Genomic DNA, 18,219 nt, shown 5'->3' with positions numbered 1-18,219 from the left:
CATGAGTGCGCGCGCCATGACCGAACCGCCCACCGATTCGCCCACCGATTCGTCCACCGATTCGCCCGCACAGACGCTGCAAGTCGGCAATGTCACGCTGGCCTATCGCCTGCTCGGCCGAGGCACCCGCCCGCTCGTGTGCATTCACGGCGTGGGATCGTACCAGGAAGCTTGGGACGACGTGGCTACCCTGCTGGCCGACGACTTCCGCATCCTCACCTTCGATCTGCGCGGTCACGGCAACTCGTCGCGGGTAAAGGGACGATACGAGATCGACGATTTCGTCGCCGACGCGCTGGCACTTGCGGATCACGTGGGCTTCGCCACGTTCGATCTCGCGGGCTTCTCGCTGGGCGGGCTGATCGCACAGCGGCTGGCGCTCTCGTATCCGACGCGCCTGCGTCGTCTTGCGCTGCTCGCCACGGTGTCGGGCCGGACCAAAGAGGAGCGCGAGCGCGTACTCGCGAGGCTCGCCGCGTTGCAGGGCGGCGAGCGTGGCGCCCATTACGACGCCTCGCTGTCTCGCTGGCTGACGGAAGACTTTCAGGCGAGACATCCGGAGCGGATCGTCTATCTGCGCAATCGCAATGCGCAGAACGATCCGGATTGTTATGCGTCGGCCTACCGCGTGCTGGCGGAGACCGATTTCGGCGGGTTCATCGATCAGATCCGCGTGCCGACGCTCATCGTCACCGGCGAAGACGATCAGGGCTCGAACCCGCGCATGGCCCGCTTTATGCATGAGTGCATCGTCGGCTCGCAACTCGCCATCCTGCCGGGCATGCGGCATTCGATTCTGGTCGAAGCGGCCGCGCCGGTCGCGGGGCTGTTGCTGGATTTCCTTGTTGATGACCCGGAAAAGAAGGGGCCCCCAGCATGATCGTCGAAGAGCGCATTTACCGCATTCGCAACGGTTGCATGAGTCTGTACCTGAATCTCGTGCGGACCGAAGGGCTGGCGATTCAGCAGCCCATCCTCGGGCATCTCGTCGGGTATTTCACGACGGAGATCGGTGTGCTCAGTCAGGTGACCCATCTCTGGGCGTATCCGAGTCTGGACGAGCGTGCCAGGCGTCGCGCGCGCCTGGCGCAAGACAAGCGCTGGCAGGCGTTCATTCCGCGTCTGTCCGAATTGATCGAAACCGCCGAGAACCGCATTCTGGTACCGACCGATTTTTCCCCGCTCACGGCGTTCACGCCACAGGCTGCCACGGACCATCATTCTACGGACCCAAAGGAGGTTGGCCATGACTGACCGACTGAGAATCGAAAACCTGTACAAGGTCTTCGCCGACAAGCCGGCGCGAGCGCTGGCCATGTTGCGCGACGGCAAACGCAAGTCCGAGGTGCTCGAAACGCTCGGCCAGGTCGTGGGACTCGACGACGTCTCCCTGACGGTTCCGTCCGGTGCGATCTACATGATCATGGGGCTCTCCGGCTCCGGGAAATCGACGCTCGCGCGTTGCATCAACCGCCTCAACGAGCCTTCCGACGGCCGGATTCTGCTTGACGGCGAGGACCTGTGTGCGCTTCACGAGGGGGGGCTGCGCGAGGTGCGTCGCAATCGCATATCGATGGTGTTCCAGCACTTCGCGCTGCTACCGAATCGCCGTGTCATCGAAAACGTGGAGTTCGGACTCAAGCTGCGTGGCATGCCGGCAGCACAGCGGCGCCGTCGCGCCGAGGAGGTGCTGTGCGTGGTTGGACTGGCGCGCTGGGCGTATCACATGCCGCACGAACTGAGCGGCGGTATGCGGCAGCGCGTGGGGCTGGCCCGTGCGCTCGCTACCGAGGCGGACGTCCTCATCATGGATGAAGCCTTCAGCGCGCTCGATCCGCTCATCCGAACGGAAATGCAGGACGAGCTGCTGCGTCTTCAGCACACGCTCAACAAGACCATTCTGTTCATCACGCATGACTTTCAGGAAGCGCTGAAGCTCGGCACGCGCATCGCCATCATGTCGGAGGGTCGCCTTGTGCGCGAAGGCACGCCGCAACAGATCGTGCTGGATCCGGGCAGCGACTACGTGGCGGCGTTCACCCGTGACGTCGACCGTGCCCGCCTTTTCGATGCACGTTCGGTGATGGCGCCCGTGCCCGCGGTGCTCGCCCAATGCGAGCACGGGTTGCCATGCGTGCCGGCCGACATGCGCCTGGTCGATGTGGCCGCGCGTTTCAAATCCGACGGACCGATGGGTGTGACCGACGACGACGGCAAGCTGATCGGAGTGCTGGACGTGGGGCAGTTGCTTGCCCGGATTGGCGCCACTGCCGGCGCAGGAGACCATCATGCTTAATGCCGACCAACTTGCGGTATTCCCCTTCGATCAATGGATTCAGGAGGGCGTGCAATGGATGGCGCTGCACATGCGTCCGCTGTTCCTGGTCATCAAATGGCCTGTCGAGCGGTTGCTGACGTTCAACGACAGCGTATTTCACGCCGCGCCGTTCCCGGTGATGGTCGTGATCGCGTTCCTGCTGTGTTGGCGTTTGGCCAGTCTTGGCGTCGCGGCATTCAGCGCCGTCGTGTTCGTGGTCATCGCCATGCTCGGGGTGTGGGGCGAAGCGATGACGACGCTCTCGCTCATCATGACCGCCATTCTGTTCTGTGCGCTCATTGGCATTCCCATCGGCATCTGGAGCGCGCGCAGCGAGCGAGCGTGGCTGGTGGTGCGACCGGTGCTCGACATCATGCAGACGACCCCGACGTTCGTATATCTCGTGCCGGTGGTGATGCTCTTCGGCGTGGGCAACGTGCCGGGCGAAGTCGCCGTGGTGACGGCCGCGATGCCACCGCTCATCCGCTTCACGCATCTGGGCATTCGCATGGTCGAGCATGAAATCGTGGAAGCCGGTCTCGCGTTTGGGGCGGACAAGCGTCAGTTGCTGTGGGAGGTGCAATTGCCGCTCGCGGTGCCGACGATTCTCGGTGGCCTGAACCAGACCGTGCTCACGGCGATGGTGATGTCGGTCGTGGTGGCCATGATCGGCGCGGAAGGTCTCGGGCTGGTGGTGCTGCAGGGGCTGGGGCGACTCGATGTGGGACGCGCGGCTGTCGGTGGCATCGCCATCGTGTTGCTGGCCATGATGCTCGACCGGTTCACACAGAAGCTCGCACGCACGAAGCCGCGCGATCAGCAGACGTTTCGGGCGGTGATCTCGCGATTGTTTCGTGGGGAGCGTCGGGCGGGGGCCGAAGTGCCGCCGACGGCGCGTGCGGCGGATGCGCGTGAAGCGCTCTGAACGAAGCGGCGGAGCATCAGGTTTTCGTACGTTTGGCAGCACAGAAACGCCGGCCATGACGACGGTGTCAGGGATCGGCACCCGAGCCCTCGGGCGGAAGTCCCGCGGGCCGATAACTCGACGATCGGAAAGATCGAACAGGTCTTGGAGAGCAGCAATGAAAGGATTCGCAAAGGCGGTTGCTTCGTTCACGTTTTCGCTGGTCGCGGCGGGCGCGTTGCATGCCCAGACGCTTCCGGGCACGGGAAAGACGATCCATTACGCGCAAAGCGACAGCTTCGGCGGTAATTACGTCGTCGCCCAGATCGTCTCGAAGGCGTTCAAGGGGCTGGGGTACGACGTCAAGCTCAGTACGATGAATACGACGCTGTTCTTCCAGGCGGTTGCGCAAGGCGATATCGACATCGCCACCGATGTGAACTTCCCGCAACGTGAACCGGGCTTCCGCGCGGTGGCGTCGCAGGCGATGATCGTGGGCTCGGGCCTCATCGCGGGCGATGGCATCAACGGCTATCTGATCGACAAGAAGACGGCGCTGCAGTATCACATCACCAGTCTCGAGCAGATGAAGGATCCGAAGATCGCCGGACTCTTCGGCAAGGACGGCAAGGCCGAGCTGATCAGTTGCGATCCGGGCTGGAGTTGCGGCGATGTCGTCGATTACCAGCTCGACAAGTTCGGCCTGAAGCCGACGGTCAAGGCAGTGCGAGGCAAGTACGAAGCGCTGATGGTCGAGGCGGTCACGAAGGTCAGACAGGGCAAGCCGGCATTTTTCTACGCGTGGAGTCCGTCATGGGTGACGAACGCGCTCGTGCCGGGCGTGGATGTGGTGTGGCTCCCGACCCCGGCTGACGCACTCCCGCCGAACGTCCCCAACAAGGGCTCGGCGCTCGTGAACAACGTCGAGGGGTGCGCTGGCGGGGCGAATCCGTGCCGCATGGCGATGGCGTCCTGGAACTGGGGCTCGGTCGCAAACAAGCAGTTCATTGCCGCTAACCCGGCCGTGAAGGCGCTCATCGAGCAGATCCGCTTCCCAGGCAAGACGTGGTCGCAGTGGGAGGCTACCATCAGCAAGGAAGGCGGCTCGCCGGCGCTGATAACGAAACTCTCGGACGAGTGGATCGCCGCCAACAAGGCGCAGATGGATCAGTGGGTGGCGACCGCGGCCAAGGCGAAGTAATTGCCGAAATGAAAAATGAGGGAGGTGTCCAATGAATCCGGAATTGTTCGAGAAGGGGCTGAAGACGCGCCGCGAGGTGCTCGGCAGCGAGTACGTGGATAAGTCGATTGCGTCGGCCGATGCTTTCAATCGCCCGATGCAGGAACTGGTGACGGAGTACTGTTGGGGCGAGATATGGAATCGCCCGGGTCTCGACCGGCGCACCCGGAGCTTGCTGAATCTGGGCATGCTCACGGTCATGAATCGTCCGCACGAGCTGAAGCTGCATGTGCGCGGCGCGCTGACCAACGGCGTGACGAAGGAGGAAATCACCGAGGTGTTCCTGCAAGCCGCGATCTACGCCGGTGTGCCTGCGGCGATCGACAGCTTCCGTGTCGCACGCGAAGTGTTCGACGCCCAGACCTGAGCATGCGCGGCGACCGCCGATGGCATCCGAGGATGTCGCCGCAGGTGCACCAACCAAGGGCCATTTTTTGGTGGAGAGATCACGCTACCGGCACTCTCGTCCCATCGGAATGAGCGTGGGCACCCGGGGCGAGAATTTCTACGCAACTTATTGACATAAAAAAAGCCCCTGACGTCACCGTCAGGGGCTTTCTTGCTTCTTTGGTAGGCCGTGCTGGGTTCGAACCAGCGACCAAGGGATTATGAGTCCCCTGCTCTAACCGCTGAGCTAACGGCCCTCAACTACCGGCGCTCGCTCAGCAGCAATCAATTGCCTTCGAGGAACGACTTGAGCTTGTCGGAACGGCTCGGGTGACGCAGCTTGCGCAGCGCCTTGGCTTCAATCTGACGAATACGCTCACGCGTCACGTCAAACTGCTTGCCCACTTCCTCGAGCGTGTGGTCCGTGCTCATCTCGATGCCGAAACGCATGCGGAGCACCTTCGCCTCACGCGGCGTCAGCGAATCGAGCACGTCCTTCACGACGTCGCGCATACTACCATGCAATGCGGCGTCAGCAGGCGCTACCGTGCCCGTATCCTCGATGAAATCACCCAAGTGCGAATCGTCGTCGTCACCGATCGGCGTTTCCATGGAGATCGGCTCCTTCGCGATCTTCATGATCTTGCGGATCTTGTCCTCCGGCATTTCCATCTTCTCGGCCAGCGTCGCCGGATCCGGCTCGACACCGGTCTCCTGCAGAATCTGACGCGAGATCCGGTTCATCTTGTTGATCGTTTCGATCATGTGCACCGGAATACGAATGGTACGCGCCTGGTCCGCGATCGAACGCGTGATGGCCTGGCGGATCCACCACGTCGCGTACGTCGAGAACTTGTAACCACGACGATATTCGAACTTGTCCACCGCCTTCATCAGGCCGATGTTGCCCTCCTGGATCAGATCCAGGAACTGCAAGCCACGGTTCGTGTACTTCTTCGCAATCGAAATCACGAGACGCAAGTTGGCTTCGGTCATCTCACGCTTGGCCTTGCGGGCACGGCGCTCGCCTTCCGACATCTTGCGGTTCACGTCCTTCAATTCGGCCAGCGGCAGTACCACACGCGCCTGCAGGTCGATCAGCTTTTGCTGAAGCTCCTGCACGGCCGGCACGTTGCGCTCGACCACCGAGCTGTACGCCTTGTTATCGGCCACCACCGTGTAAATCCAGTCGAGATTCGTTTCGTTGCCCGGGAAACGCGACACGAAATCCGCGCGCGGCATGCCGCACTTGTCGACCACGATGTTCAGGATCGCACGCTCGATGTTGCGCACTTCGTCCACCTGCGAACGAAGCGTGTCGCACAAACGCTCGACCGTGCGCGCCGTAAAGCGGATCGTCATCAACTCGGCCTGGATCGCCTCGCCAGCCTTCACGTACGGCTTGGACTGGTAGCCTTCCTTCTCGAACGCACGACGCATCTTGCCAAACCAGTCGGCAATCACGGCGAACTTGGCCAGCGAGTCGCGCTTGAGCTGCTCGACCTGCGCAGCCGAAGCACCCGCGCCACTGTTGCTGTCATCTTCCTCTTCGGCTTCTTCTTCCTCTTCTTCCGCCTCGGCGTCGGCATCGGCGTCGAAGTCCTCGTCGTCGGAGGAAGCGGCCGCCGCCTCGGCTTCCGCATTCGGATCGATCAGGCCATCGACCACCTCGTCGATGCGCATCTCCTCACGCTCGACCTTCTCGGCCATCGCCAGGATCTCGGCGATCGTCGTCGGGCACGCGGAAATGGCCTGCACCATGTGCTTGAGCCCTTCCTCGATGCGCTTGGCGATCTCGATTTCCCCTTCGCGCGTCAGCAGCTCGACCGTCCCCATTTCGCGCATGTACATACGCACCGGGTCGGTCGTGCGACCAAACTCGGAGTCGACGGTCGACAAAGCCGCTTCGGCTTCTTCCTCGACTTCGTCGTCCGACGCGGCGTTCGGCGCGTTGTCGTTGAGCAACAGCGTTTCGGCATCGGGCGCCTGCTCGTACACAGCAATGCCCATGTCGTTGAACGTGCCGATCACGCCCTCGAGCGCCTCGCTTTCCACCAGCTCGTCGGGCAGGTGGTCATTGATCTCGGCAAAGGTCAAGAAGCCTCGCTCCTTGCCCAGCTTGATCAGTGCCTTCAGTTTGCCACGACGCTCCTCAAGTTCCTCGGCCGTACCGGGCTGGTGCGAGGAAAATGCGTCCTTGAGCAGTGCTTTCTCTTTTGCCCGGCGATCACGCGCCTTCTGCTTTTCCACTTTGGTCTGATCTTCGTTCACGGGTTGATCGTAAGTATTCTCTGCGACGCCTTGCGCCTCCGGAGCAGCAGTCTTCGCGGCACGGCCCCGCGTCTTTTGGACGGGCGGCACGACGGCAACCGGCGTGACCTCTACAGCTTCGGATTTGCGGGAAGCCCCGGTCTTGCGTGGGACCTGCGTCGCAGGTGTACTGCGGCCCGCCTGGCTCGCGGCCTTGGCGGTAGTTGCGCTCTTCGCGCTTTTTTCAGCGGGTTGTCGGGCCTGCGGTTTCCCGCCTGCCGTCGCCTTGGTGGCCGTTGCCGCCTTTGCTGCCTTCGTCGGTCTGACGGGCGGCTCGGACTTCACCGTCGGCCTGGCCGCTTTCGCAGCCCCCACCTTCGCGGCGGTCGCACTCTTGCGCTTGGTGACATCGGTCACCTTCGCAGCCGTCTTGCCGGTCGTCTTCGTTGCGCCGGCGGCTGCCTTAACTTGCGTAGTACGTTTCGCCGAACTTGCCTGGCTGGCTGTCTTCTTCGAGGCTTGCGCAACCACACCGGCTTTCTTTCCAACGCCAGCCGTCGCAGAGCGAGACGCCCCCTTCCCACCTGTTGCCGCCGCCGCGCTTGGCGCGCGCTTTGCCTTCGGTGAAGGGATAACCGTCTTTTTTCCGCTGGTCGTTGTCATCTTTGCCATAGCGATCTCGCTTGCCAGAAAACAGCCCACTGAAAACTTTCCATTATAGCACGCGGGCTTACCTCAACTTCGCGTGCCTCCTGTGCCGGCCGTAGCCAGCCACCGCTTCAATTCGTCGCGTTGCCGCGACAGCGCCTGCGCATGGCGCATTTCATCGGCCGTCAGTGACGCCCGCTTGAAAATCGTCTCCAGTTCCTCGCACAGCCCGTCGTATTGCAGCCGCCGGATGGCGCTACGCAACTCGGCGAGCCGCAACGATATCTGCTCTTCACGACGCTCGACCTGAGCCTCGTCGGCCGGGTCGAATAACAGCAAATCGCGTGCATTTTCCTCAAAAGACAGAATTTCGCGAATGATGTCGTCGAAACTCGCCCAGTTCGGCGACGCTCGCAGACGATCCGACATAAAGCGAAAATCCGCCTGCGCGCCCATCTCGTGGCAGTGCGAGAGCACCTCCGAGAAGATCTCGGCGTGATGACGCACTTCCCGTAATATCTTGGTCTCTTCTTCGGTCAGTTCGTTTCCGAGCACCGGAAACATCAACAGATTCTGCAAGGCACGGTGTTCCGTCCCCACGACACGGCGCTTTTCGCGCTTGGCCGGTGTCTTGTCCCACGCGTTATGCCGACGGGCCGCGCCAATCTGCAATTCGCACAATTCAGCGACTTCCTCGATCGAGCTGCCCACGCGCTCGGCCAAGGCATGCAGGATCTGGCCCCGCAGCGCGTTCGCCGGCATTTGCTGCAACAATGGCTTGGCCTCGAACAGCGCCCGCGCCCGGCCCTCGGGTTGATGCATTTCCTTGCCGGACGTCACCTCGCCAATCAGGAACTGCGACATCGGCATGGCCCGCGAGACCTCGTCCGCAAACGCCTGCGCACCGTATTCCCGCACGTAGCTGTCCGGGTCATGCTCGCTCGGCAGGAACAGGAACTTGAAGCTCCGGTTGTCGTCGGCATGAGGCAGACAGGCTTCCAACGCGCGACGGGCCGCCCGGCGGCCTGCCGCATCGCCGTCGAAGCTGAACACGACCGTCTCGGTCTGACGCAACAACTTCTGCACATGCATCGGCGTGCAGGCCGTTCCCAGCGTCGCCACAGCTTGCGGGAAACCGAGCTGCGCCAGCGCCACCACATCCATATACCCTTCGACCACCAGCACGTAGCCCGCGTCGCGAATGCCGGCCCGCGCCTCGAACAATCCGTACAACTCGCTGCCCTTGCTGAACAGCGGCGTCTCGGGCGAATTCAGGTATTTGGGCTCGCCCTTGTCAAGCACGCGCCCGCCGAAGGCAATCACCTGCCCCTTCGTATTCCGGATCGGGAACATGATCCGGTCGCGGAATCGGTCGTAGCGACGCCTGGCACCGCCGGCCTCGCCCTTCTCGCTTTCGATGACGAGACCTGCATCGAGCAGCTGGTCATCGCGGTAATTCTGGAACGCGGCCTCCAGGTTCTGCCAGGCATCCGGGGCATATCCCAGTCCGAAATGCGCGGCGATCTCGCCTGTCAGGCCACGTCGCTTCAAATAGTCGATGGCGGCCGGCGCGCTGCGCAACTGCTTGCGGTAGTAATCGCACGCGCGCGTCATCACGTCGACCAGCCCGAGGGTTTGCGCCCGTTGCGCGGCAGGCGCCGGCGCGCCCGGCATCGGCGCCTCACGCGGCACATCCAGCCCGACGTTGCGGGCCAACTCCTCGACAGCTTCGACAAAACCAAGCCCGGCATGCTCCATGAGAAAACTGATCGCGCTGCCGTGCGCGCCGCACCCGAAGCAGTGATAGAACTGCTTGGTGGGGCTTACCGTAAATGAGGGCGACTTCTCATTATGAAAGGGGCATAGCCCCATGAAGTTCGCCCCACCCTTCTTCAACTGCACATAACGGCCCACCACCTCGACAATGTCGACGCGGTTGAGCAAGTCCTGCAAAAACGACTGGGGAATCACTGGATCGATGCCATCGCAACGCGGCCTCGCACCGTCACATGTGCGACGGCGCCGTACCGCGCAACCGAATTACGCTGTCAACGCGGCCTTCACCTGCGCCGAAACGGCCGTCATGTCGGCACGTCCGGCCAACTGGCCCTTGAGCACCCCCATGACTTTGCCCATGTCCTGGGGACCGGCGGCGCCGGTCTGGGCTACCGCTGCCTTGACGGCCTGCGCGACTTCCTCCGCCGAGAGCTGCTGCGGCATATAGACCTGGAGCACTTCGAGTTCGGCGGCCTCCTTGTCGGCCAGGTCGGTGCGGCCGGCAGCCTGAAACTGGCCGATGGAATCCTTGCGTTGTTTGATCAGCTTGTCGACCACGGCAACGACGGCCGTGTCGTCGAGAGTGATGCGCTCGTCGACTTCCTTCTGTTTGATCGCGGCGAGCAACAGCCGGATGGTCCCCAGTTTGTCCGCGGCCTTGGCACGCATGGCCGTCTTCATGTCTTCGTTGATGCGTTCTTTCAGACTCATGAGCAGGGGTTCCGGAATTCGAATACGTTTCAGTGTAGTGCATGCCGCCTTAAAGAAAAGGACGGCCGCCGCCAGACACTCGCCGCGCGCAGCCGCAGCCAGAGAAGCAGCGCCGGGAACGAGCGGGGGCAGAAAGCACAAAACCCGCTTGGCGGACGACCGCGAACGCGATCACAAGCGGGCTCGCCGGAGACCGCGACACCTTGAGCGCGTCGTCTCCACGAAGGGGAGAGCGTATCACAGCGCCATCGCGGCCGTCTACGACAGGGCGTCCTCGCCCGCCCGCTCGGCTCGCACGCTTTCGGACATTGCCTGCGCGCACGCCACCGCCGACGCCCACGCCCACTGAAAGTTGTAGCCGCCGAGCCACCCCGTCACGTCCACCACTTCCCCGACGAAATGCAATCCCGGCTGCGAACGCGCCTCGAGCGCCGCCGACGAAAGCCCCCGGGTATCCACGCCGCCGCGCGTGACTTCGGCCTTGCGCCACCCTTCCGAGCCGCACGGCTTGAGCGTCCAGCCGGAAAAGGCCTGCGCCAGCGAACGCAATGCCTTGTCGGGCAGCTCCTGCACACGCGCCTGCGGCGAGAGGCCACTGTTGGCGACCCACGCGTCGGCCAAGCGTGCCGGCACCCACTGCGCCAGCAGATTCGCCAACTGACGCCTGGATGAGGCCTTCGCATCGAACAATGCCGCCTCGATATCCGACGATGGCGCCAAATCGAGGGTGATCGACTGCCCCGGTGCCCAGAAACTGGAGATCTGCAGAATGGCCGGGCCCGACAACCCCCGGTGCGTGAACAGCAAATCCTCGAGGAAGCTCCCCGCCGCCTTGCCTTTGCCCGTGCTCACCTCGACTTCGAGCGACAATCCCGACAGGCCCGCAAACGGCGCCCAGGTCGAGGCATCGAACATCAGCGGCACCAGCGCCGGACGCGGCTCCACGATGTCCAGCCCGAACTGCCGCGCGATGCGATATCCCCAGTCCGTAGCGCCGATTTTCGGAATGGACAGGCCACCCGTCGCAATAACCAGACGTTTTGCGGCGATATGCCCGGCATCTGTCGTCAAATGGTAGCGATGTGCGCCTCCGGCATCTGTGTAAGCCACGGTGTGCACCGCACAGGGCATGCGCCAGTGGACATGGCCGGCAGCACACTCCTTGCGCAGCATTTCGATGATGTCCTCGGCACTTTCGTCGCAGAAGAGCTGCCCGCGATGCTTTTCGTGCCACGCGATTCGGTGGCGCCTGAGCAACTCCAGAAAGTCGCGGGGCGTGTAGCGTGCCAGCGCGGAACGACAGAAACGGGGATTTTCGGACAAATAATTGCCCGGCCCGGCATTGATATTGGTGAAGTTGCAGCGTCCGCCGCCCGAGATGCGAATCTTCTCCGCCAGGCGCGTCGCATGATCGATAAGCACCACGCGCAGCCCGAGCTGCCCGGCCGCCGCCGCGCACATCAGGCCGGCCGCGCCGGCACCCACAATCGCTACATCGTACTTTTCCATGGCGCGCGTTGCCTGGGAGTCCGACCAGGACAAGTCAAAATTTGTATATTTATCAGAATCTTAGATTGCGGCAGAAGGACGCCGCGAGAAGGGGCGAATGATACAGGAACCGGCCGAGAACTCAATGATCCGATGTCGCCACCGACGCCGGCAATCCAACCGACATTCAGCGGGTCAGGGCCGCCCCCGGCGCTGGATTCGGCGAAACTCATGCCAGGTCAGCGCGATGACGCCAAGATCGAGCACCGATAACAATATCAGCCAGACCGAATGGGTGTGCGCGTACCGGTACAACTGGTAGGCAATGAACAACGCGAATATGACGACGGAAACCGGAAAAATCCAGAGCCGTTCGCGCAGCAGGCCCACGATCAACCAAAGTTTGAGCACGCCGTGCGCAAGCAGATAAACGGCGGCGAACGCTTGCGAACCGAGCGACAAATGCTGAGCCGCATGGAGCAGGACGCCGGCCACGACGTCGTGCGGATCCTCACGCAGTTCATGCCCCGTGATTCGCAGCACGAACGTCAGGACGACGTGACTGGGGATGAAGTAGGCGGCCGCACCGGCGACGATCTCGGACAATGCGAAGAGCGCCTTGATCCACAAACTCGTCTCGAAAAGACCATGAAGGCGTTTCTCCGCCGCATTGGACAAGCCTGTCACGCTTCACGCTCCGCAACCGATATCACCGTTTCGTCATGATGGCGAGACTATCCCCTCACCCAACCGCGCGCAATCCATCGTGCAAACACCTTCTGATGCACACCCACGGCCAGCCAGTACGCGGGCGCCACCAGCCACGGCATGCGCCGGGCCACCAGCCAGCTCGAGATGACGGCGACGATGGCTGAGCCCGCCATGTCCATCGGGAAGTGTACGCCGAGAAAAATACGCGCCCAGGCGACCGGCAAACCCAGCAGTGTCGCGGCCACACCCGCAGCACGAGTGCGCCGGTGCAGCAGGAGCGCGAACGCCACCGACCAGATCAGCGTCAGGTGATCGCTCGGAAACGAGCTGTCGGCGGCATGCAAGAGATAGGTGTGCCCCAGGCCCACCATGAACGGGCGGGGATGCACCCACACCCAGCCGATCATCTGATTGATCGCCATCCCCACGGCGCCGGCCACTGCCGCCGTGACCAGCGCACGCCGCCGTGAAGCGTCGGCGTGCAACCACATCGCGCCCAGGCCGATCGGCACAAGCATGATGAGGTATTGGGCCAGGCATGTCGCGACCGCCAGTGCCCAGGGAGCCGGCGTCGCGCCGGCATTGAGCATCAGGAAAAGCGTGTCGTTAAGGTTTTCCATGAAATTGACGATTCGATCGCCGCGCCGTTGCGGCCAAGTTACCCAACGTTATTGATAAGCGCCGGGTTTGGGCTGCTTCTGAACGGGCAGCATCTTGTGCAGGGTGCCGTCGCGCAGTACCCAGTGGTGATAGAGTGCGCCGCAAATGTGCAGGGCGATGGCGCCGAGCAAGCCGTAGGCAAGCAACGAATGGACGTCGCCCATGCTATGACCGAAGGAAGACCCGCGCGCCACGAGCGCCGGCAATGGCACCACACCAAGTAGCGAGACGCCGTAGCCGCGTGAGGAGGCATTGATCCAGCCCAATACGGGCACGAGCACGAGCAACGCGTAGATGCCCTTGTGTGCCACGGCGGCCAGCGCTTGCAGGCGCGACTTCACGCCTTGAGCCGGCGCGCGGCGAACGCGCGTCCACATCAGCCGGATCGCGACCAGCCCCAGAATCGTCACGCCAAGTGACAGGTGCCAGGCCACGAGTCCGATCGCGGGCGTTTGCCGCGTGATGTCGGGCATCGTCCAGGCGACGACGAATTGTGCGGCCAACAACGCCGCGGTCAACCAGTGCAGATAGCGCGACGCAGTGTCGTAGCGCGTGACAGCTTGATTCATGACGACCTCTCTTCCACCGATGGAAAACGTCGATGGGTCTGCCGACGGCCCGATTGCCGTCGCTCCCGAATGCGGATTCTGCGGCACGACACTTAGCGCTGACTTAGCGCCGCCGCGGGTGAAAACGCGCGCGCAACCGCCGTCGCACTACGGCATTTTCACTGGCTTGACGTATTGAAACGCGTACCCGATAGCGCGAGGCACAACGCCCCGAAAGCGGGAATACTGCAATCCCCGGCAGGCGGCAGGGGCCGCTGGTATACTTCCCGGTTGTCCCTCAATTTGCTGCACGCACTCCTTCCGCCATGCTGGTTCTAGGCATTGAAAGCTCCTGCGACGAAACCGGGCTCGCCCTCTACGACACCGAGGCCGGCCTGCTCTCGCACGCCCTGCATTCGCAGATCGCCATGCACCGCGAATACGGCGGTGTGGTGCCCGAACTGGCTTCGCGCGATCACATCCGCCGTGCGTTGCCACTGGCCGAAGCGGTGCTGGCGCAGGCCGGCAAGCCGCTGAGCGCAATCGACGCCATCGCGTACACGCAAGGCCCCGGACTCGCCGGTGCGTTGCTGGTGGGCGCCAGCGTGGCGAACGCCCTTGCGTTTGCGCTCGATCGCCCGGTCGTCGGCGTGCACCACCTCGAGGGTCATCTGCTCTCGCCGCTGCTCGCGCCCGACGCTCCCGCGTTTCCGTTCGTGGCACTGCTGGTCTCGGGGGGACACACGCAGTTGATGGAAGTGCGCGCGTTCGGTCAGTACGCGATGCTTGGCGAGACCCTCGACGACGCCGCCGGCGAGGCATTCGACAAGACGGCCAAGCTGCTCGGCCTGGGCTATCCGGGCGGCCCCGCGGTCTCGCGACTGGCCGACTTCGGCACGCCGGGCCGCTTCGATTTGCCGCGTCCGATGAAGCACTCGGGCAACCTCGACTTCAGCTTCAGCGGCCTGAAGACCGCCGTGCTCACGCAAGTGCGCAATCTCGGCGGCAACGTGTGCGAGCAGGAGAAAGCCGATCTCGCACGCGGCTTCGTCGACGCCATCGTCGACGTGCTCGTGTCCAAGTCGATGGCCGCGCTCAAGCAAACCGGCATGAAGACGCTGGTCGTGGCGGGCGGCGTGGGCGCCAACGCACAGCTTCGCGCCGGACTCAACGAAGCGGCGCGTCGGCGCGGTTACCGCGTGCATTACCCCGATCTCGCGTTTTGCACCGACAACGGCGCAATGATTGCCTTCGCGGGCGCCATGCGGCTGAAGCACTGGCCCGATGAAGCCGACAGCGAGTACGCCTACACCGTTCGCCCACGCTGGGATCTCGCCGACATCGTCCGCGCCGCCTGACACTGCGCGGACTCGCCCCCACCGGGCATTGGCGAATACGCATGAAAAAACCGCTCCTCGGAGCGGTTTTTTGTCACTGGCGCGTCCACGCGGACGCCACCGCATCAGACGGTCGTACGCTTGTCGCGCTCGATCACGGCGTAGGCGCTGTGATTGTGGATCGACTCGAAGTTTTCGGCCTGAAGTACGTAGGCGACGATGCGAGGTTCATCGTTCAGACGCGTCGCCACGTCACGCACCAGATCCTCGACGAACTTCGGATTTTCATACGCGCGCTCGGTGACGTACTTCTCGTCCGGGCGCTTGAGAAGCCCCCAGAGTTCGCACGACGCCTCCTCCTCTGCCATCTTCACCAGCGCCTCGACCGCGATATCGCCATCGATTTCGGCGTCGATCGTGATGTGCGAGCGCTGATTGTGCGCGCCATACTGCGAGATCTTCTTCGAGCACGGGCAAAGGCTTGTGACCGGCACGAGTACCTTGAGCCACACGCGAGTCTGGCCATCGCGCACGTCGCCCGTGAGCGTGACTTCGTAATCCATCAGGCTCCGCACCCCCGACACCGGCGCCGTCTTGTTGATGAAGTACGGAAATGTGACTTCGATGCGCCCGGCTTGCGCCTCCAGCTTCTCCAGCATGCCGTCGAGCATGGCGCGGAAGCCCGCGACATCCATCGGTACGCGATTCTCCTCGAGCAAGGCCACGAAGCGCGACATGTGCGTGCCCTTCTGGTCGGCCGGCAAATGCACGTCGAGATTGAACATGCCGACCGTGGCCTGCGTATCGCCACCGGTCAGGCGCACCGTCAGCGGATGACGTACACCGCGCACGCCAACGCGCTGAATCGGGATCTGCCGGGTATCGACCGTGCTCTGCACGTCGGGCATGACGAAAGCGGGGTTCATCTGGTTCATCGAATTCTTCCTTCTTTGCCGGCAAGCCGACTTCGGGGGGAGGCAATGGGCAAACGTGTCCGACGCACGGCTTGCGGGCCTCCGGCGCGTGTCATCGGGAACGTGCCGGAGATCCCCGGCACGGGACGAGAAATGCGAAACGCAAAACGCAAAACGAAACGATCCGGCATGGCAGCCGGATCGTTCGCGTGCTCAGGACGACCGGACGCTCAGGCGACGAGCTTCGTCGTAACTTTGCCCGCCGGCGCGGCTTCGACCGGCTTGAGATCGAAACGCTCGCAGATCGACTTCGCGATACCGGCAGCATCGAGTCCTTCGGCCGCCAGCAGCAAGGCCGGATCGCCGTGATCGATGAAGCGGTCGGGCAGCCCCAATTGTAGTACGGGGCGGGTAACCCCACCGGCGAGCAGGGATTCGGCCACGGCGGAACCCGCACCGCCCATGATGCTGCCCTCTTCGACCGTCACCAGATAGTCGTGCGTCTGCGCGAGGCGGGCGATCAGCGCGTCGTCGATCGGCTTGACGAAGCGCATGTCGGCCACCGTGGCGTCGAGTTGCGCCGCTGCCGCCATGGCCGGCGCGACCATGCTGCCGAAGGCGAGAATCGCCACGCGACGCCCGGCCGGTGCCTGACCTTCGCGACGCACAACCCCCTTGCCGATCGGCAGCGCCGTCATCGTCTGTTCGATGACCGCCCCCGTGCCCGCGCCACGCGGATAACGCACGGCCGACGGGCCGTCGATCTGCACGCCCGTGTACAGCATCTGGCGGCACTCGTTTTCGTCCGAGGGCGCCATCACGACCATGTTCGGGATGCAACGCAGATACGCGATGTCGTAGGCGCCGGCATGGGTGGCGCCGTCGGCGCCCACCAGGCCCGAACGGTCGAGCGCGAACAGTACCGGAAGATTCTGCAGCGCGACGTCGTGAATCAGTTGATCGTAACCGCGCTGCAGGAACGTCGAATAGATCGCCACCACCGGCTTGAGCCCTTCGGTCGCCATGCCGCCCGCAAACGTCACCGCATGCTGCTCGGCGATGCCGACATCGTAATAACGGTCCGGGAAACGCTTCTCGAATTCAACCAGGCCCGAGCCTTCGCGCATGGCGGGGGTGATCCCCACGATCCGCTTGTCCGCGGCGGCCATGTCGCACAGCCAGTCGCCGAAAACCTGCGTGTAGGTCTTCTTGCTGCTGGTGCTCGGCTTGATGCCTTCGGCCGGATTGAATTTGCCGGGGCCGTGATACAGCACCGGATCGGCTTCCGCCAGCTTGTAGCCATAGCCCTTGCGCGTGACCACATGCAGGAACTGGGGCCCTTTCAGATTCTTGATGTTCTCGAGCGTCGGGATCAGCGAATCGAGGTCGTGCCCGTCGATCGGGCCGATGTAGTTGAAGCCAAACTCCTCGAACATCGTGGCCGGCACGACCATGCCCTTGGCGTGTTCCTCGAGCTTGCGCGCAAGCTCCAGCACGGGCGGCGCCACGCTCAGCACCTTCTCCACGCCCTTCTTCGCGGCGGCGTAGAAACGGCCCGACATCAGACGCGCCAAGTACCGGTTGAGCGCGCCGACGGGCGGCGAGATCGACATGTCGTTGTCGTTCAGGATGACCAGCAGCGGCACGTCCTCGTGCACGCCGGCGTTGTTCATGGCTTCGAAGGCCATGCCCGCCGTCATGGCGCCGTCGCCGATCACCGCGATGCCGAAGCGATCCTCGCCCTTGGTGCGCGCACCGAGCGCCATGCCGAGCGCCGCCGAAATCGACGTGCTCGAATGCGCCGTGCCAAACGTGTCGTACGGCGATTCGTCGCGCTTCGGGAAACCCGAGATGCCGCCGAGCTGACGCAGCGAGCCCATGGCCTCGCGACGCCCGGTCAGGATCTTGTGCGGGTAGCTCTGATGCCCCACGTCCCACACGATGCGGTCTTCCGGCGTGTTGAAAACGTAGTGCAGCGCAATCGTCAGCTCGACCGTACCGAGATTGGACGACAAGTGACCGCCCGTACGCGACACACTCTCGAGCACGAAGGCGCGCAGCTCTTCGGCCAACGGCGCAAGTTGACGACGCTCCAGACGCCGCAACGCGGCCGGGTCATCGATGGTATTTAACAGTTCGTACATCGTCGTTCCATAGATAGGCGTTTTATCGGCCGGCGCCCCCAGTGCACCCGCTCCGATCTCCTGCCGGTGCGCTCTGTGGGGAGACCGCGCCGACCCTCCTTGCCCCTTGCTTGTTCTACTGCAAACCGCCCCGGATCCCGTAATTCGTGCCACCGGAGGCCGTCTCAAACTTCCCTGCCCTGCC

General features: G+C 63.3%; 16 protein-coding genes and 1 tRNA gene. 7 read left to right on the top strand and 10 right to left on the bottom strand.

Going from position 1 to position 18,219, the window contains the following annotated elements:
- Positions 1-16: 16 nt before the first annotated feature.
- The 6 genes from LV28_RS32790 to LV28_RS32765 all read left to right on the top strand — a co-directional run bounded on the left by LV28_RS32790 (position 17) and on the right by LV28_RS32765 (position 4,828).
- Complete coding sequence (locus LV28_RS32790) at positions 17-880, top strand: alpha/beta fold hydrolase (protein WP_038621252.1); 864 nt, start codon at positions 17-19, stop codon at positions 878-880.
- Positions 877-1,254, top strand: a complete 378-nt coding sequence (locus LV28_RS32785) for an NIPSNAP family protein (protein ID WP_023595293.1) — start codon at positions 877-879, stop codon at positions 1,252-1,254. The genes LV28_RS32790 and LV28_RS32785 overlap by 4 nt, the downstream gene beginning before the upstream one ends.
- Positions 1,247-2,296 carry a quaternary amine ABC transporter ATP-binding protein gene (locus LV28_RS32780; RefSeq protein WP_023595292.1) on the top strand — a complete coding sequence of 350 codons (1,050 nt, stop codon included), beginning with the start codon at positions 1,247-1,249 and terminating at the stop codon, positions 2,294-2,296. Before LV28_RS32785 ends, LV28_RS32780 begins: the two co-directional genes overlap by 8 nt.
- Positions 2,289-3,242: an ABC transporter permease gene (locus LV28_RS32775; protein WP_025248925.1), complete on the top strand. Its 954-nt coding sequence runs from the start codon at positions 2,289-2,291 to the stop codon at positions 3,240-3,242. The genes LV28_RS32780 and LV28_RS32775 overlap by 8 nt, the downstream gene beginning before the upstream one ends.
- 157 nt (positions 3,243-3,399) lie before the next feature.
- Positions 3,400-4,422, top strand: a complete 1,023-nt coding sequence (gene proX, locus LV28_RS32770) for a glycine betaine/L-proline ABC transporter substrate-binding protein ProX (RefSeq protein ID WP_023871735.1) — start codon at positions 3,400-3,402, stop codon at positions 4,420-4,422.
- A gap of 31 nt (positions 4,423-4,453) precedes the next feature.
- Positions 4,454-4,828: a carboxymuconolactone decarboxylase family protein gene (locus LV28_RS32765; RefSeq protein WP_023871736.1), complete on the top strand. Its 375-nt coding sequence runs from the start codon at positions 4,454-4,456 to the stop codon at positions 4,826-4,828.
- A gap of 201 nt (positions 4,829-5,029) precedes the next feature.
- Here the strand turns inward: LV28_RS32765 and LV28_RS32760 are convergent.
- From LV28_RS32760 to LV28_RS32720, 8 genes are all read right to left on the bottom strand, one after another.
- A tRNA-Ile gene (locus tag LV28_RS32760) sits at positions 5,030-5,105 on the bottom strand.
- Between the two features lie 28 nt (positions 5,106-5,133).
- A complete protein-coding gene (rpoD, locus tag LV28_RS32755) occupies positions 5,134-7,629 on the bottom strand; it encodes an RNA polymerase sigma factor RpoD (RefSeq protein WP_023595288.1) in 2,496 nt (831 codons plus the stop codon).
- Positions 7,630-7,833: 204 nt separating this feature from the next.
- On the bottom strand, positions 7,834-9,717 hold the full coding sequence (dnaG, locus tag LV28_RS32745) for a DNA primase (protein WP_023595287.1): 1,884 nt from the start codon (positions 9,715-9,717) through the stop codon (positions 7,834-7,836).
- Between the two features lie 69 nt (positions 9,718-9,786).
- A complete protein-coding gene (locus tag LV28_RS32740; RefSeq protein ID WP_023595286.1) occupies positions 9,787-10,233 on the bottom strand; it encodes a GatB/YqeY domain-containing protein in 447 nt (148 codons plus the stop codon).
- A 258-nt stretch (positions 10,234-10,491) separates the two neighbouring features.
- Positions 10,492-11,742: a BaiN/RdsA family NAD(P)/FAD-dependent oxidoreductase gene (locus tag LV28_RS32735; RefSeq protein ID WP_038618045.1), complete on the bottom strand. Its 1,251-nt coding sequence runs from the start codon at positions 11,740-11,742 to the stop codon at positions 10,492-10,494.
- A 174-nt stretch (positions 11,743-11,916) separates the two neighbouring features.
- The gene (locus tag LV28_RS32730; protein WP_029753827.1) at positions 11,917-12,408 is read right to left on the bottom strand and encodes a DUF2127 domain-containing protein; all 492 of its coding nucleotides are present in this window, start codon (positions 12,406-12,408) and stop codon (positions 11,917-11,919) included.
- A 47-nt stretch (positions 12,409-12,455) separates the two neighbouring features.
- A complete protein-coding gene (locus LV28_RS32725) occupies positions 12,456-13,052 on the bottom strand; it encodes an undecaprenyl-diphosphatase (protein WP_038618048.1) in 597 nt (198 codons plus the stop codon).
- Between the two features lie 48 nt (positions 13,053-13,100).
- Entirely contained in the window at positions 13,101-13,661 is a 561-nt protein-coding gene (locus LV28_RS32720) for a cytochrome b (protein WP_023595282.1), read from the bottom strand.
- Between the two features lie 305 nt (positions 13,662-13,966).
- Here LV28_RS32720 and tsaD point away from each other — a divergent pair, with 305 nt between their 5' ends.
- Positions 13,967-14,998, top strand: a complete 1,032-nt coding sequence (tsaD, locus tag LV28_RS32715; protein WP_023595281.1) for a tRNA (adenosine(37)-N6)-threonylcarbamoyltransferase complex transferase subunit TsaD — start codon at positions 13,967-13,969, stop codon at positions 14,996-14,998.
- Positions 14,999-15,102: 104 nt separating this feature from the next.
- Here tsaD and folE2 read toward each other — a convergent pair whose 3' ends face one another.
- On the bottom strand, positions 15,103-15,912 hold the full coding sequence (folE2, locus tag LV28_RS32710) for a GTP cyclohydrolase FolE2 (protein WP_023595280.1): 810 nt from the start codon (positions 15,910-15,912) through the stop codon (positions 15,103-15,105).
- A gap of 209 nt (positions 15,913-16,121) precedes the next feature.
- Positions 16,122-18,035: a 1-deoxy-D-xylulose-5-phosphate synthase gene (gene dxs / locus LV28_RS32705; protein ID WP_023595279.1), complete on the bottom strand. Its 1,914-nt coding sequence runs from the start codon at positions 18,033-18,035 to the stop codon at positions 16,122-16,124.
- Between the last annotated feature and the right edge of the window lie 184 nt (positions 18,036-18,219).

Source organism: Pandoraea pnomenusa, from assembly GCF_000767615.3.
Taxonomy (GTDB): Bacteria; Pseudomonadota; Gammaproteobacteria; order Burkholderiales; family Burkholderiaceae; genus Pandoraea; species Pandoraea pnomenusa.
The sequence above is the reverse complement of the archived record's forward strand: the minus strand, read 5'-3'. Positions and strand labels throughout refer to the sequence as shown.

Bases quoted from the DNA above. Each gene is read 5' to 3' on its own strand.
- LV28_RS32725 (WP_038618048.1), bottom strand. From the start codon at position 13,052: ATGGAAAACCTTAACGACACGCTTTTCCTGATGCTCAATGCCGGCGCG.
- LV28_RS32780 (WP_023595292.1), top strand. From the start codon at position 1,247: ATGACTGACCGACTGAGAATCGAAAACCTGTACAAGGTCTTCGCCGAC.
- LV28_RS32720 (WP_023595282.1), bottom strand. From the start codon at position 13,661: ATGAATCAAGCTGTCACGCGCTACGACACTGCGTCGCGCTATCTGCAC.
- proX (WP_023871735.1), top strand. From the start codon at position 3,400: ATGAAAGGATTCGCAAAGGCGGTTGCTTCGTTCACGTTTTCGCTGGTC.
- LV28_RS32765 (WP_023871736.1), top strand. From the start codon at position 4,454: ATGAATCCGGAATTGTTCGAGAAGGGGCTGAAGACGCGCCGCGAGGTG.
- LV28_RS32785 (WP_023595293.1), top strand. From the start codon at position 877: ATGATCGTCGAAGAGCGCATTTACCGCATTCGCAACGGTTGCATGAGT.
- folE2 (WP_023595280.1), bottom strand. From the start codon at position 15,912: ATGAACCAGATGAACCCCGCTTTCGTCATGCCCGACGTGCAGAGCACG.
- LV28_RS32735 (WP_038618045.1), bottom strand. From the start codon at position 11,742: ATGGAAAAGTACGATGTAGCGATTGTGGGTGCCGGCGCGGCCGGCCTG.
- LV28_RS32790 (WP_038621252.1), top strand. From the start codon at position 17: ATGACCGAACCGCCCACCGATTCGCCCACCGATTCGTCCACCGATTCG.
- LV28_RS32775 (WP_025248925.1), top strand. From the start codon at position 2,289: ATGCTTAATGCCGACCAACTTGCGGTATTCCCCTTCGATCAATGGATT.
- LV28_RS32740 (WP_023595286.1), bottom strand. From the start codon at position 10,233: ATGAGTCTGAAAGAACGCATCAACGAAGACATGAAGACGGCCATGCGT.
- tsaD (WP_023595281.1), top strand. From the start codon at position 13,967: ATGCTGGTTCTAGGCATTGAAAGCTCCTGCGACGAAACCGGGCTCGCC.
- dxs (WP_023595279.1), bottom strand. From the start codon at position 18,035: ATGTACGAACTGTTAAATACCATCGATGACCCGGCCGCGTTGCGGCGT.